Annotated in this window: 14 protein-coding genes and 1 tRNA gene; 8 read left to right on the top strand and 7 right to left on the bottom strand. The window is 51.8% G+C overall.

Annotated elements, in window-relative coordinates; translation table 11 throughout:
- Positions 1-149: 149 nt before the first annotated feature.
- Positions 150-875, bottom strand: a complete 726-nt coding sequence (locus NUW46_RS02440; protein WP_136630869.1) for an LrgB family protein — start codon at positions 873-875, stop codon at positions 150-152.
- Positions 865-1,224, bottom strand: coding sequence for a CidA/LrgA family protein (locus tag NUW46_RS02435; protein ID WP_209399080.1), 360 nt, complete (start codon positions 1,222-1,224; stop codon positions 865-867). Before NUW46_RS02435 ends, NUW46_RS02440 begins: the two co-directional genes overlap by 11 nt.
- Positions 1,225-1,299: 75 nt before the next feature.
- On the opposite strand from NUW46_RS02435, the gene NUW46_RS02430 reads away from it, so the two are divergent.
- From NUW46_RS02430 to NUW46_RS02415, 4 genes are all read left to right on the top strand, one after another.
- Positions 1,300-1,845, top strand: coding sequence for a YaeQ family protein (locus NUW46_RS02430; RefSeq protein ID WP_069184694.1), 546 nt, complete (start codon positions 1,300-1,302; stop codon positions 1,843-1,845).
- Positions 1,846-2,040: 195 nt separating this feature from the next.
- A tRNA-Arg gene (locus tag NUW46_RS02425) sits at positions 2,041-2,117 on the top strand.
- Between the two features lie 516 nt (positions 2,118-2,633).
- On the top strand, positions 2,634-3,257 hold the full coding sequence (locus tag NUW46_RS02420; protein WP_053114105.1) for a hypothetical protein: 624 nt from the start codon (positions 2,634-2,636) through the stop codon (positions 3,255-3,257).
- 1 nt (position 3,258) lies between these two features.
- Positions 3,259-4,422 (top strand): helix-turn-helix domain-containing protein, encoded by a 1,164-nt coding sequence (locus tag NUW46_RS02415; RefSeq protein WP_053114103.1) that lies wholly within the window; start codon positions 3,259-3,261, stop codon positions 4,420-4,422.
- A gap of 304 nt (positions 4,423-4,726) precedes the next feature.
- Here the strand turns inward: NUW46_RS02415 and NUW46_RS02410 are convergent, their stop codons facing one another.
- The 3 genes from NUW46_RS02410 to NUW46_RS02400 form a co-directional block, all read right to left on the bottom strand.
- The gene (locus NUW46_RS02410; RefSeq protein ID WP_053114101.1) at positions 4,727-5,635 is read right to left on the bottom strand and encodes a type II toxin-antitoxin system PemK/MazF family toxin; all 909 of its coding nucleotides are present in this window, start codon (positions 5,633-5,635) and stop codon (positions 4,727-4,729) included.
- 224 nt (positions 5,636-5,859) lie between these two features.
- Positions 5,860-6,774 (bottom strand): restriction endonuclease, encoded by a 915-nt coding sequence (locus tag NUW46_RS02405; protein WP_053114099.1) that lies wholly within the window; start codon positions 6,772-6,774, stop codon positions 5,860-5,862.
- Positions 6,775-6,804: 30 nt separating this feature from the next.
- A complete protein-coding gene (locus NUW46_RS02400) occupies positions 6,805-7,011 on the bottom strand; it encodes a helix-turn-helix domain-containing protein (RefSeq protein WP_053114097.1) in 207 nt (68 codons plus the stop codon).
- A gap of 150 nt (positions 7,012-7,161) precedes the next feature.
- Here NUW46_RS02400 and NUW46_RS02395 point away from each other — a divergent pair, with 150 nt between their 5' ends.
- From NUW46_RS02395 to NUW46_RS02380, 4 genes are read left to right on the top strand one after another with little or no spacing between them, the layout of a single operon-like run.
- On the top strand, positions 7,162-7,398 hold the full coding sequence (locus NUW46_RS02395) for a hypothetical protein (RefSeq protein WP_053114095.1): 237 nt from the start codon (positions 7,162-7,164) through the stop codon (positions 7,396-7,398).
- On the top strand, positions 7,391-8,590 hold the full coding sequence (locus tag NUW46_RS02390; protein WP_418141304.1) for a tyrosine-type recombinase/integrase: 1,200 nt from the start codon (positions 7,391-7,393) through the stop codon (positions 8,588-8,590). The genes NUW46_RS02395 and NUW46_RS02390 overlap by 8 nt, the downstream gene beginning before the upstream one ends.
- On the top strand, positions 8,587-8,856 hold the full coding sequence (locus NUW46_RS02385) for a hypothetical protein (RefSeq protein ID WP_053114090.1): 270 nt from the start codon (positions 8,587-8,589) through the stop codon (positions 8,854-8,856). The genes NUW46_RS02390 and NUW46_RS02385 overlap by 4 nt, the downstream gene beginning before the upstream one ends.
- A complete protein-coding gene (locus NUW46_RS02380; protein WP_053114088.1) occupies positions 8,853-9,719 on the top strand; it encodes a hypothetical protein in 867 nt (288 codons plus the stop codon). The genes NUW46_RS02385 and NUW46_RS02380 overlap by 4 nt, the downstream gene beginning before the upstream one ends.
- Positions 9,720-9,752: 33 nt before the next feature.
- Here the strand turns inward: NUW46_RS02380 and NUW46_RS02375 are convergent, their stop codons facing one another.
- Both NUW46_RS02375 and NUW46_RS02370 read right to left on the bottom strand, forming a co-directional pair.
- Positions 9,753-12,965, bottom strand: coding sequence for a hypothetical protein (locus NUW46_RS02375; RefSeq protein WP_418141303.1), 3,213 nt, complete (start codon positions 12,963-12,965; stop codon positions 9,753-9,755).
- Positions 12,965-15,199 carry a hypothetical protein gene (locus NUW46_RS02370; protein ID WP_418141302.1) on the bottom strand — a complete coding sequence of 745 codons (2,235 nt, stop codon included), beginning with the start codon at positions 15,197-15,199 and terminating at the stop codon, positions 12,965-12,967. The genes NUW46_RS02375 and NUW46_RS02370 overlap by 1 nt, the downstream gene beginning before the upstream one ends.
- Positions 15,200-15,376: the final 177 nt, after the last annotated feature.

Here is a 15,376-nt window from a genome sequence, read left to right as displayed (position 1 = left end):
TCCGTCGCTGTTTTAGGAATTTTCACGGAACATCGGCGCAGAACGGCGCCGAATGCCTGGCCAACAAGCTAGTCTCGGAAAACACTTAGGGCAATCGAAATTACGACAAGGGGCTATACGCCAGGTGAATGACCTGATTTGGCGCAGACTTACAGCCGGAAAACCAGAGGCAGGATCAGGGCCGTAAACACGCCAGTGAGCCCCATCCCGAGCGAGGCAAAGGCACCGGCGGCGTGACTGATTTCAAACGCCCGCGCCGTGCCAATCGCATGACCATTCAAACCCAGGGCAAACCCGAGGATACGCTCGTCTTTAACCGGCAAAAGCCGCGCAAGCAGGTCAACGAAGAGGGTTGCCACCACACCGGTAATCAGAAGCCCGCCCATCATGAGGGGCACGGAACCGCCCAATTGCTCCGTTATTCCAATGGCGATGGGTGCTGTTACCGACTTGGGCGCCAGGGACGCCAGCACCTCCGGCGTGGCCCCCAGAGCCCAGCCAATCACGACGGCGTAAACCGCCGCCATGGTGGCGGCAATCGGCAGAGTGACCACAATCGGGCGCCACATGGCACGGATATGGTGCATCTGTTGGTAAAGCGGAATCCCCAACGCCACGGTGGCCGGCCCCAGCAATACCGTCAGCCAGCGCGCGCCTTGCTGGTAGTCCTGGTAGTCCACCGCCAGAGCGGCGATAACGCCAGACAGCAGACACGCCGACAGAACCACCGGCGGCAACCACAGGGGCCGCCCGATGCGGGAAAACAGCCAGTTGCCGGCGAAGAAGGCACCAAGCGTCAAACCGATCGCCAGGATTGGAGTGGCGGCAAGCGTGTCCGGTAACGCCTGGAAGCGGGCAAAAAATTCACTCACGATCGCTCACTCCCCTGGCGGTCACAGCCTTCATTAACAGCAAAGTCGTCAGAACACTCAGGAAGGTGCCCACCAACAGCGCCGCCGCAACCGCCAGCCACTGGCCCGAGAACTGGTCCGCCGTGAAAAACACCCCCACAACCCCCGGCATGATCAGGAGTACAAGCACCGAAATCAGGCCCTGGCTGGCCCGGGCCAGATCATCACTGACACTGCCTTTAACCATCAGGGTAAACGTAATGACCACCATACCCAGCACGCCGCCACTCACCGGCAACGCCAGAAGCAGGCGCACAGACTCGCCAAGAATAAAAAACAGCACCAGAACCAGAAAACCACGCAACATCGGCATGCGCTTACACTCACCCGGGAAAGAATTGCATTACACTAGCCCAAACCACCACATAGATACCAATGCAGGAAGCCCATGGCGCTCAAAGCAACCATCCACAAGGCGACGCTCAACATTGCCGACATGGACCGTCACTACTACGCGGATCATCATCTGACTGTGGCCCAACATCCGTCAGAAACCGACCAGCGAATGATGATCCGGCTGCTCGCCTTTGCCCTGAACGCCAGCGAGACCCTGGAATTCACCAAGGGGCTGAGCACCGATGACGAACCCGAGCTTTGGCAGAAAGACCTGACCGGCGAGATTGAAGTGTGGATTGAGCTGGGGCTGCCAGAAGAGGATCGACTGAGAAAGGCCTGTAACCGCGCCGGTAAAGTGATCCTGTACACCTATGGCGATCGGGCTTTCCCCGTCTGGTGGGACAAGCACCACGGCAAGCTGGAACGATTCGACAACCTCACCATCTTTCACCTGCCCGGCGACAGCACCGAAGCCCTGGCCAAGCTCGCCAACCGCTCCATGAGCTTCCAGGTAACCATTCAGGACGGCGAAGTCACCTTCAGCAACGACAGCAATCTGGTGACAATCACCCCGGAGCAGCGACTCATCCAAAGCTGACGTTGGGACTTGCCCGCAGGGGCTGGACAGCGACCCGCTTCGCACGTAAGATTGCGCACTCGAAATCGGCACACCGCTGCCGGCTTTCGTTCCGCCCGTAGCTCAGCTGGATAGAGCGTTGCCCTCCGGAGGCAAGGGTCAGAGAAAAAATCCGGAACCGAAGGTAACGGTCAAATATGCCAACTTTGTTGATAACCGCCCGTAGCTCAGCTGGATAGAGCGCCGCCCTCCGGAGGCGGAGGTCAGAGGTTCGAATCCTCTCGGGCGGGCCATTTCATCGCAAATTCAGAAAGTTACAAACCTGAATTGTCTGAACACTCCTTTACCTCGCAAATTACTTCTGAATAAACTTCCAACTAGGCAGTGACTTTTGCCCCGCTTGTGAAATTTTACTATTTGGCACATAAATCTGAGCCTGTGTCCAAATTGTGTCCATGGTGTGTCCACGGCTTTTGAGACGTTTTTCTCAGTCTGAAATAACTGACCTTTGCACAGAAGCCGAAGGCTCCCAACTTGGACACAGAAAACGACCAGAAAAAGTCCCTCTGGTAGGCCCCCTATAGAGCTGCCATAGCCCTCGATGTAAATGCTTGTCCTACGCCTTTGGTAGACCGGCGAGAATTTCTCTGGCGATGCTCAATTCGACGCCAGATCTTCGATGTCCCCTCAACGAAATCTTCGGGCTCTGGCACGCGGACAGTTCCATCACGCCATTACTCTTCTTGTTTTTTAACCTCATTTGAGGTATAAAAACAGGAAGACTAGAGTTCCGCCCCGGAGGCAACCTCATGCACAACCTTTTACACACTGAAGAGAATGCTGTAGATCGACTGTCCCAACTTGGGATTCAGTTACCTGTCCTTAGAGAATCCGTCTGGCAGGGATACCTGGCAAGATCTCGCACTACGGCCAATCATCCGAGTATCTCTCGCGGGATCATCATGTGGGCAGAAACCGTTGCCGTATTACGGGAACAGCTAAGGCCTGAGGGGTGGAGGAAATCAGATAAAGGCAACTATGAGCTCACGGTGAACGACGAAAACGGCTTGGCTATCGTTGTCACCACCGGAGATGATGCAACCGGTATGGTCGGGCCGACGCCTTCAAATAAGTGTCCAAAGGGAATTAATACTGCTGAAGCGATTGAAGCCAACAATCAGTTGGATATGTTCAGTGAGTTGTTGCAAGCGATAGAGGAAAACCAAGGGCTCACGACTTGGGTACTTTTGATGCATTTGGCTGCCAACGAAGTACGCTGTGAACTTTCCCTTCCATCTAGCATTTCCGGCGGAAAAATCAATGGCTGGAAGGAACGGATTGTTCTGCCGAGTATGCCGTTAGATGATGATTCGGTCGAAATCGATCTTCCTGACTTGCCCGATATAGAAGTACCAATTAAGAAAAAGGCATAGCATGTTCAACAATACTCGTTTTGCCCTCGCGAGAAAGCGCAGAGGCCTTACAAAGCGGGCCTTGGCTAAGGAAGTTAGTGTGACTGATCGGTCAATCACTGCTTATGAGAGTGGGCAGACCGTGCCTGAAAACCACACAGTCGACAAGATCGCGAATGCACTCAGGTTTCCGGTCGAATTTTTCTTTGCTGATGACGTAGAAGAGCTCCCCGTTGAGGTGGCAAGCTTTCGTGCGCTGACCAAGATGACGGCCTCTAAAAGGGATATTGCTTTATCGGCGGGTGCTGTGGCACTTCTCTTGAACCGCTGGATTGAAGGCAAGTTTGATTTGCCTTCACCTGAATTTCCTGAGGATTACAGAATTGCGTCAAATGTAGATTTAAAAATTGATGCCGGCCAAAGATCGTCTGAGGGTGACCAATATCCAGGCCTCGGGCAGAAAAATGATCCTGAATCCGCAGCCGAAATGTTGCGTCGATACTGGGATCTAGGCGAGCTTCCAATTAAAAGCATGATCGCTTTACTTGAATCCAAGGGCGTTCGTGTATTTTCTCTATCAGTTGATGCTAGAGAGGTCGATGCCTTCTCCATGTGGTATGGCGATATTCCTTTTGTATTTCTCAACACAAAGAAAACAGCGGAACGATGCCGGTTTGATGCCGCACACGAATTGGGCCATTTGGTAATGCACCGACACGGCGCACCGCAAGGTCAAGAAGCAGAGAAGGAAGCTAACTCTTTTGCATCAGCGTTTTTAATGCCCAGGAGAAGTGTGCTGGCAAATGCCCCAAGAACAGTGACGCTAAAGAGCCTTATCTCCCATAAAAAATACTGGAACGTCTCTGCCGCGGCCCTTAACTACCGGCTTCACTCACTCAATTTAACATCGGACTGGACCTATCGAACACTGTGTATTGACTTGGCTAAATTAGGCCGGGATCACGAGCCCGAGCCATCACCATTCGAAACATCGCAGGTGCTCAAGAAGGTTTTTGCCAGCCTGCGCGAGGATGGCATCTCGAAAATTGACGTTGCCAGAGAACTATTGATTGAACCGGAAGAACTGGATGAGCTTACATTTGGCCTGATGTTGAATGCCTTGAGTGGCAATTCGCCAACCAATTTTTCTGACAGATCCAAGCCTAGTTTGAGGCTAGTTAAATAGCTAATTTCACTATGCTACTTGGGCGGTAGTTTGGCTGTCGCCCATCAATCTCAAACCTTTAGGCTACGGTATGATTTTATCCTCTCAGGCCAGAGCTGGCCTGACTCCAATCACTCGGCCGCTTTATGCCAAAAAAAAACCGACCAAGAGGTCGGTTTTTTTACTTTACGTTGTATCATTAGTGCTCAGCACAAGCTAAACAGCATATGCCTCCTACTAGTCGCGGTGGTGGGCTGATACGACCTTGGCACCGCCATGTAGAGAATACTATGTGAACGACTCCCTACTGTCAACATCTTACCACTCAATCCAAGAGAGCTTTCAGGGCATCCTCAGGATCGCCCTCCAACCCATACTGTTTCGAGACCTCCCCTATTATTTCTAGAAGTCGAGTCATTCGATCCTCCAGGCCTTTCTTTGCATCTCTGAGATCCTCTTTTGTCGTCAAGAGGGCGCCACGCTCATGCTTTAGCTGGCTATGAGACTGTTTTAAAGCTTCGAAGTCAGCCACTACGTCGCTCCCATAGTGCCTTGCGAGCCGGAGCTTCATCTCAGCCTTATCATCGGAACAAAGCTTAAAGGCGAAACAAGTAACAGGAAACGAATTGCCTTTAAGCATTGGGGGATAAACCCGATATGAAGATACTGTCTGAATCATGCGAGGAAGAGTTCGACACGTTCTCTCGGTGTATTTAGCGTGCAATTTTGCAAAGGATTCTTTTGATATTTCCATACTTTCTGGGTCACCAGAATTCGGGGAGGTGGTCAAAGGCATGACTTGAATTCGGTCACCGTTCACCGATAGAACAATACATGGCCGTTTTTTGTACAATTCGCTAGGAAGGTGAGAGGCTGAGCATAAAACGCTTTGACCCAGCTGTCCTTGTGAATCGATCGCAGATACTTTGTGCCCAAAATCAACTTCAACTATGTTAAAGCGAGTAACTATTTTATTAGGAGATGAGCTACCCTTTGACGCCATCAATCCTATTGAATCGGTGTGCTTTACCTCTGCAAGACTAATATCGATTTCAGACTCAGTGAATTGAATACCTTCAACTTTCCACGATATGTTACCGTCGCCACTGAAGCTCTTAATGATGAACGTCTCAGCGGCATTCTCATCATGATATGGAATCAGCACCTCATTGAAATCTGTATATTTTACCTCGCCTAGAGCACAGTCATCTTGTTTCCAGAAACGGACCTTCATAATTTAGAACTTCACCCCAGATATTTGTTTGTCAATCAGCAGACGCGACACAGAGCGATTTTCCATGCCAGATAATGAGAAACTAGAAGCCAGCGTAGCAATACGGCTACATTTCACCCTAAAGAAACTCCGTATATGAGTCAGATAAGATATCGCGACGAACGCGAGCATAAATATTGAGCTGCGACAGACTCTGCCATCGAACAATCTCAGATGAAGCGCTGTCATTCTTCTATGAAGTAATCGGTATCAACTTGCTTAACCTCATAAACTTCTTTGACGTTGACCCCTAGGTTATTCTCGATCATTAATTGAGCCAGTTCCCGGCCGTCGATCAAAACGACTTTCATATCCAAACCTGCGATGGCCTCACGGGCCCCGGCAGAGAAGTCCGACGTTGTAAGAAACACCCCTTTCCGCGCGCGCTGTCGGGTTAATGCGCCGATAAATTTATCGATCTCGGGGCGATGAACTGTGTTGGTCCATCGCTTAGCTTGCAGGTATATGGTATCCAGGCCTAGCTTGTCTTCCTTGATGATTCCATCAATCCCATCGTCATTGGTCGTTTGTGTGGCCTGCCCCGCTTCCCGCCGGGAGCCGCCATACCCCATGGAAATCATCAGATCTACAACGAGCTTTTCGAAAAAAGAGGGGGAAGCCTTGCGGGTGCTCTCCAAGACATCATCCGCCAGGTTTTCCATCAGAGACTGGTGGGCAGATGCTAGCTGTTCATCCGGAGTTATCTCGTCAACTTCGCTCACTTCCTCTTCTGAGCTATTGGAAACTGGCTTTGGCTTTTGCGTATGGAAGTCATGGAACTCAGAGAACTGCTTTAGCCAGGCAACACTGATCCGATCAGGACCATTCTGAATCGCATCCAGCCCACGCTCGGTGATTTGCACCATACCCCGCTGCGGAATCGTCAGAAGTCCGGCCTTGTTGAGGTAAGTCCTTGCCCAGCCAGCCCTGTTGTTGATCACTGTTTGATGACCGGATGGCAGTCGCTCTTTTCGCTCTGCATCTGAAAGCTGAAAAAAGTCCTTCACTGCCTCGCGAACATCTGCTAAGGGCCTAGCCTCTCCATCACCAACGGCAAGTAGAACCGGACGCATGACTGATTGAAAATCGGGTATGGCCATTGCCCAAACTGCTCCTCGCCAGAACTTTGCTTACTGCTTGTCCACAAACTCGAACAAATCACCAACATCACACTCCAGAAACCGACACAGAGCGTCTACAGCATCAAGATCCACCCTACTGGCGGTCTCATGATATAGCCGGGTAATCGTTCCTCGATTTACACCGGTCTCTCTCGCCACATCAACGATTTTCAGCTTCTTCTCGCCCATCAACCTGGATAGATGGCACTTAACCATTTGGCCCACCAAAGAACAAAATAACCCGCAGGAGATCAAAAAGACTTGCAGTAGGTCTTAATGAGTGCATAATGATCTACAGGAGGACATATTGATCACTAAAGAAACCTTTTGCCCTCCAGCGATCAAAGATAGCAAAGGAGCCACCTTATGTCACAGGTATATCTCACCACCGAAGAACTGGCGGGGCGCATTAAATATGATGCCCGAACCATTCGCGAACGCCTCAAAGACTCTGTTCTGCTTGAGGGCATTCATTACATCCGCCCTTTTGGTGGGCGGAAGATTCTCTACATATGGGACGTTATTGAGCAGGACATGCTCGGCCACTCCGCAAATCATGCCTTTGCCGTGCCAATGGCCGGAGGAGGAATGTGCCGTGGGTAAAATTGTAGAGCGCACGGAGACTGGCAAACTCTTTTTTGATTTCCGGTATGCAGGCAAACGCTGCCGAGAACAGACAACTTTGGACAACACGCCAGCCAACCGCAAAAAACTCGAAGCCATCCTCAAACGAATCGAGGCCGAAATCACGCTGGGTACATTCGAGTACCACCGGCATTTCCCGAACAGTCCCAGAGCAGCAAAGTTCACGAAACAAGCGGAGGTTCAGAGGGTTCGACAGGCCCATGACACGCCGCTGTTCAAAGCCTTCTCAAAGGACTGGCTCGGCGAAATGAAGATTCAATGGCGCCAGTCACATATCGAGACGGTGATGGGAACACTGAACAATTACCTCAATCCCCATTTTGGGGAACAAGAGGTTGGCCGCATCACCAAGAAAGACATTCTCGATTTCCGGGCCTCACTCGCCAAAGTTACAACCCGGAGCGGAAAACATCTTTCAGCCAGTAGGATCAACAGAATCATGACGCCTTTGCGCATGATCCTCAGTGAAGCAGCCAACCGGTATGAGTTTAGCTCACCCTACCATGGGATTAAATCGCTGAAGGTCCCGCGCACTGATGTAGAGCCTTTCACTATTGATGAGGTAAGGCAGATCATCAACACGGTCCGCTCAGACTTCCAAAATTACTACGCGGTTCGATTTTTCACCGGAATGCGCACGGGAGAAATCGACGGGCTCCAATGGGACTACGTGGATTTCACGCGTCGCCAAATCTTGATCCGCCAGTCTTTGGTCGATGGCCGAATGGAGTACACCAAAAACGACGGTTCCTTCCGAACTATCGAGATGTCTCAGCTGGTCTACGATGCTCTGAAAGACCAGCAAAAAGCGACTGGAAAGAAAAGCTTCGTTTTCTGTACACGGACCGGCGGGCCGCTGACTCATAACAACGTCACGAAAAGAGTTTGGTATCCACTGCTTAGGCACCTAGGACTACGCAAACGCCGGCCATACCAGACCCGTCACACCGCAGCCACGCTGTGGCTCGCGGCCGGTGAGAATCCTGAGTGGATTGCCAGGCAGATGGGCCACACCACCACGGAAATGTTGTTCCGGGTTTACTCACGGTATGTACCAAACCTGACCCGTCGCGATGGCTCCGCCATCGAGCGTCTGCTCATCAACGAATTCAACGCTAAAACTGATTCCAAGAAGGAAGGTGACTCATGAACCATTCCCAACCGTTTTCTATCAGCCGAAAGTCTTTCGCAAATCGTTTGGCAAGCGCACTCGCATTTTCGATGCAAATTCCGGACGGAAATCACCTTGTCGCCGTGCTTGGCGAAGGTGACGAAAGCTCCAATCTCGCTGCACTTACTAATTGGGTGGAAAATGAGCTTTGGTTGATGGACGACGAAAACCTGCAGGATCCGCTTCCTGCCTTGCTAAATAGCCTGGAACGCGTCCTCACCTCTGCACAGGAGCTCTTCGCATGAGCATTATCGTGAATACCGAGTGGCAATCTGAACCCGAGATTTTCGTTGGCACCATTACCAATCTGACGGAGATACCAAACGGGGAGGCCCTGCCGGTGCTAGAACTGATCATCGAAAATTCTTTTGAGCAATACCGGATCGTGATGTTCCAACCCCACCCGGACCTCCAGCTCACAAAAATCCCGGACTGTGCTGTTCAGTTGGTGCTCTGGGAGGGCAAGTCGGGGAATGCAGTATCGCGCTCAGACACCGTAATTCTGATGGACACGCCTGATTCACTGCTGCATCTGCCTGAGTCACAACTGGCCTGCCCTGATCTGGCGGTCGATATTGAACTGTTTCTCGAATCATGCCCGGTTCAACCACTGGCTGATTTTGTTCGACGAGTGTTGGGGCGACCATCAGTTGGACTTCCCTTCTTGAATGGCGCGATGCAAGAAGCCAGTTTCCAACAGCCGGGAAGCCTGGCAAGACACGGCCTTGATGTAGCCATACGTTCGTTCGATGCATGCCGCGGTTATAACGAGGCGGAACGCTGGCTCGCTGCTATTGCGGGACTTCTACATGGGGTGGGCCGGATTGAGTTATCTGACTCTAAACCAGTCGATTACCTGAAGGTCGTTTTGAAGGGGCTGGGCTTGTTGGCGGAAGACCTAAAACGACTAGCGCAAGAACTGCCTGAGGCGGCACGAACCATTCAGTTTATTATCGCCTCGATGTACCGCATCGGAAGCCATACACAACCCGATCCAACGGTAATGGTTGTGCAGTCATCCCACCTGCTTGCCGCGCAACTCCAGCCAGAGCTTATGCATACAGCTTCAACTCACTTGGCTCAAGCTTCAAACCTCATCTCGCCTTAAAAAGGACTACATTCAGTGGCCATGGATGGCCCTTTACTTCTGCATTTCGTCATCAACATACACTCGTCCAGCGAATGCGATCAGCGCTACGAATGCCACAAATCGAAGAGCGGGCATGTAATGCTGGCGCGGCCGCTCACCAAACCCTTTACGCGGCGGATCGACTTCTATTTGCGCGACACCCATTGCATTTCTGGGGCCCGCAGGGTCATCCCAACGAATCCGAATACGAGATGTCGGCATTGATAGCTCCTTACTCCAATACTCCATCATTTGCTGTTTACCAGGATCATTTTCAGGTGCACGTACATCCACCCACGCGAGCGGTAAAAAGCCTGTAAGCTCCAGAAATCTGAGATACAGCACTTTCCCCTCGGTCGAAGTAAATTTTATTTGCGTATGACTTCTCTGTATCGCCTCGACAACGTTCTCTACAAGAGCCACGAAGCGTTCGGAGTCTATGACGGCAAGCTGCACCAAGCTGTGATACATCAACTCGACGGTCGAATGGCATGCTCTCAACTTGGGTGGTGCCGGACAAGTGCGCTGGACAGGGTTGTCTACTCCGCCCTCCCCATTTCGGTGAGCAACGCTGTCAACATCAGGTCTCTCGCTCAAAGAAAATGCGTTGCGCTGACCGGCGTGCTCTTCTTTAAAATTCCGTGCGCGCTGGTCCATCAACCATTCGCCACGTCTATAGCAGCGGGCTAAACAGGCCTCAGACGGTCCAAACAAGGTTGCGGTCCCGGCAATCGCCTTTTCCAACGTTGCGCCGTTTTTTATGAGCTGAGAGATATGATCGAGCGCTCGGTAAACCAACAGAGCCGACGCTGGCACCTGAGAGTTCTCAGGCACTGCCTTACTAGCTGACCCTGACATCTCAAAACTGGTAAACGACTTGTCTAGCGCGACCTCTCCGCCTTTTTTAAAGCGGCACAGAACAGCGGCCAGTTGAGCTGGCGCAGAATCCTTGTTCTTACTTAGACCCCGCCGTTTACGAAACTGCTGCAAATTATCATCAGTGAAACCCAGTAGCTCGGCCTGGCACACATTCGACAAGGTGCCCATCGGTACCGACCAGCGCATTAGACCCACTGCGTAGTCTAATAGGTGGGTGTAAGTTCGAATCGTTTGTCCAGGGGACGCATGGCCCATCATGACGGTCAGGTACTGGAGCTTTTCGAACGCAGGCACATAACGATCTTCCCCACACAAAACCGCATACCAGTCCTCTCCCCAGTGAGGCATGATGACAGCTCCATCATCACTGCAGGCCCATTCAACCGGAAAAATCTCACCGGGACACGATTCCATCAACCGAAGTGCACTAAAAGTGGCACAGGAATGCCTTAGGTGATGGAAGCGCAAAATCGGAGTCCCCGAGGCGGATCTCATGGCATCCTGAATCGGATCAATCAACGTTCTAGCAGGCATCAAAGAATCTGGCTGGTGCAACTCGCTAAACACCAATTGGTTACGCTTTATCGAAGGCTGCTCCAAAACTCGCCGACGATACCAACACCTGACCAAATCCAGCTCAGAATCGGTTAGTAGGGCCCACAACGGCAATACTCGATTGGCGTTGGCGGTCTTTGTGGCGCCAAACTTATTCCCCCTAACAATTAAACTCGGAAATGCCAAGGCTGGCTCATACAACCCCTGCAAATCCCGGAGAAGTAACCGTCGTATTTCCCCTCGTCGTAAGCCACACCGGTAGCCCAGTATCAGTGCAGTTTTCCTTGTTTCAGATAGCCTTCGGTCTGGCTCATCCTCAAGCATAGACAGTGTTCGCCCGAACTCCGCAGGCGTTAATATCTCTGCATCGACCTGACCGTTGCTGCTCACCCCCTCAATATACGTATCTGGCAAACCGTGTTGCGTAACCAGGTAATGATGAAATCGTCTGAGAACCCCAGAACGGTATGCTTGCTGTTGGATCGACGAGCTGGCTTTTAAAAGCTCTGCGTAAAGATCTTCCCAATCATCCTCATCTAGGTCATTCAGATCCTCTTCAGCAATCATTTCAGCGATGAGTGGTTCAGCAAATTCGGAGAGGTACCGTCGAATAGTACTCGCTGTTACAGACAGTCTAGAGAGGGCACACCATGAAGCAACGACCCTGACAATTGGTGACACAGTAGATGACTCAGCAATACCCCTGAGCGCTTTATAGCTCGCACTTTTTACAGATGCGCTCTTTTTACGCTCATCTAGCGCCAGGGCCCGAAGTATTGACGCGATCGCGTCTTTGGCGTTTCCGTTTTTCGGGCCATACAGGGGACAAGAAGGCTTATTAACAGTCAGTTCCGAGGGCGATGTTGGCGTGTTGTAACGCACCCTCGGTGGAACCAGACCAGTAATCAATCTAACCCACGAGCTAGGCCCCATAGAGACGGAAACACTTGCTGCGCTCTGTACAAAGCCAGCACACCCCATGATGTCCAGTGATGCCACGGTCGAGGCTGCATCCATCAGACTACGGACAAAATTACGGTCCGCAGAGACTGCGCTCTTCCTAAAGGAAATTCGTGAAACAAACCCTGCCAAGAGCGACGGCGCATTGGCAGGAAACGCCTTTAAACCGTGCTCGCGATTGAACCGATGCAGGAGCATTAGCGTGACAGGATCAGGAAACCAACGGGAGCCTTCCGAGCTTTCGGTACTCTCCAACCAATAAAGTTGCTTGTCTCCTCGGGACCTCTTAGCGGTTTGAAGTCCACTGGTGATGGCGCCGCAGATGGTCTTGAGAAATTTTTGGGAGTGCAGACCTCCAAACCAAATCATGGAATACACAAGTCGGCCGGCGTCGTGCGTCAACCGCCGCGAGCCTTTCACCCCGTCGCTCCGAAGGCTATTCCAGAAGTCTGCTTCAATCACCTCGTAAACCGATTTATGCGCAAAGCTGCGCGGGGTCATCGGTGGCGTATCCATCCGGACAACTATCATTAGGTCTCGGTTCGGAATTTCGAAGCCATGTTCCCCGGCTATCTCATCGAGACGCCTCACCAGGTGATTGTGACGGATACGTAGTGCGTTCCCCGTGACTCCGGCACAGGCGGTCTCGAAGATAAAAGCTACCAACCCCTCAGGGACCGGTTCAGGAACGTCTCCGGTCACCAGCCTTGAAAACGATTGGTCGAGAATGCGGTCCACGGCATCACGTTCGGATTTTGCGATTTGGTGGCGCTTTTTCTCACGCAGCTCATCACCGTGAAGATTTTCATTTTTCGCCTCAGTCTCGCCCATCAGCCCAGCCCCCTAACCGGCGTCCAACCAAGCTCCACTTGGATCTCCTCCAGCACTGGCACCAGAAACTCCTTGTACTCAACTGGAGACAAGGTCGAATACTTCCCCATCGGCTCTCGCCCAGCCACCCAGTGTCCCATCAAGGCATCAATCAACGCTGGTGGAATTCTTCGATGTAAAAGCTCACTACGTAGGAGGTGGCGCCCGACGTTTAGCGGCAAACTTGAAAACGACGACAGGTGCTCATCGATCTGATCAGGCGTCACAGCGACCGGCTTGGCCATTCGCCTATTCGGCGTTGAAAGAAAGAAGAGGGTATGGTCCGGGACCGGCTCGCCTAGATACGTCTCGACCATCCGCATCACATGACGCCGATGGCTCAGATAATAGTGCCAGTGGCTCAAGAAATTTTCGGTCAATGGCGCAATACGCGAGTGGCTCCAAAAGTCGGCTTCCTTGTCCGCGATCACGGCACACCTGCGATTTAGATCTACATCGGTAATCCGGGATAGAGGCGCCTGAACGCTTCGGTACCCAGTGCATAAGAAAAGCAGCAGGACCGTGTAAACCGTATATGCATTATGAATATCGGGAAGCGTCGATTTCCCGATTGGCTGACGCAACGTTACCTGGAAATGCGTTTTCAAATCCGTCGCCAGCTGCCTCAAAACGTCCGGCGTTGGACAATAGGGGGACCCGATACGCCGATCAGACTGCACCAATGCTACCGGGTGCAAAGTATTACGAGATTCGGGCATCAGCTGTGAAATAGCCTGCAAGTAACGTTCTTGCAGATCTGATTCATAGGCACAGTAGTAGTGGATTCCAGCATGTCTGCTGATGTCATCGTGGTCACCGGCAATGAGAATTGACGCAACCATGTCACCGGCACCGTCAGACAAACGGTGGAACAACGCCCTTTGAACCCGCCTGAGGGTCAGCCTGACGTCGCTTTCTTTTTTGATCCGATCAAACAAGTCAGACGCTCGTTCCGCAACACCCTCTTTTTCGTGGTTCTTAAAAAGCGCGCCACGCCAGCCACGGGGATCAGAGCCAACATGACGTTCCAGCAAGTTCCAGAGAGGACCTACAATGGGCATCCGCACCGACGGCACGGTCTGAACCAACTGATGCCGCAGTTCTGCGTCAAGCTGAGTCTTCCGTACCGGTTGCGGGGCGGCGCTTTGCCAAACTGCAGACTCATAGCAAATGTATATTCGCCCGTTTTCTCCACGTTCCGGCAAATCACCCAGCCGGGATTTCAGTTGCGTCTCCAGAACCAAATCTAGCTCTCGCCCTGTCAAAAGGACCAAAAGGAGGGCCAAAGCAGCTGAAAGATCGGCATCATCGGGCTCAGTTACCGCGTTCCAGTAAACATAGAGTTCGTACTCCGTCGGCCGCTCCCAACGGTTTGTCAGCGTTTGATTAGAACGTCGAAGCTGATCGGACTTTGCGCGGTCTCTAGCAACCCCATTTTGCCCAACCCAAGGCTTTCGATGCTTTGAGAGGCCGTGGCTTGTAGCAACTATGGGCCGGTGAACAAGGTCATCTGATGGGAGCGCATTTCGCTCTGCTGTTTGGAATAGTTTGTCCTGATCAACACTGGTCCGAAGAGGGAAAGTGAGTGCCTCAATCACCCCAGCGGAATCTGTCTCATCACTCTCCTCAACATCAATCTGAATTCGCTCCATCTCAAGGCCGCTGCCGGCCGGATTCTCGTACTCATCTGTAACAGTTAAGTCTTCAGTCTCAGCTCGAACACTCCGCTCAATTAGGGACTCTTTTTGTAACGACAGTCCTAGTAGTCGACGGATAGGCGACAAATGCTTGGCTCGCAGGTCACCACGCTCCCTTAGTCGCTGTTCCAATTGGTCCAGCGTGGTATAGCAATTTGCAGGCTCCGAGGTGTCAACTCTCTCAAGGCTATCCATCCAAAGATGAGCTCGCCGGAACTCCAAAAAAACTTTTTGCAGATTCGAGAGCGGAACTTTCCCGTCAGGCGCCTCGGGAACCCCGCTCCAGATAGCGATAAACACATGAGCCAGAATCGACGCTTGCTCGCTGTTTAAAGAGATCTGGTCTCCAATTTTCAACAATGCGGCATAGACAGGATACGGAGTGATTTTTGGCCTTTCGTCAGAGGTCGGATGCCAAAATTCGTCAACATAAACACCATCGATAATGTCTCGACACAGTTCGATGATTCCCGGCAATGTCTTGCCCAGGTCATCCATACTAGGATGATTCTTTTTTTCTAGAAGCGACAACATCCGACCCGCAACTGGCAAAAAAGCCGTAGCGACCGTCTGGATCTGGGCGCGTGTATCCGGTGGCTGAATAAGTTGCTCAAGTGCACTACTCGGAGACATCATTCACTCCCTAACTTTTGAAAAATAATCGGAGATTCCTTG

This window comes from Marinobacter sp. MA (genome assembly GCF_048298425.1).
In the GTDB taxonomy this organism is placed as follows: Bacteria; Pseudomonadota; Gammaproteobacteria; order Pseudomonadales; family Oleiphilaceae; genus Marinobacter; species Marinobacter salsuginis.
Note: the sequence above shows the minus strand (reverse complement) of the source record. Positions and strands in the feature narration are given on the sequence as shown.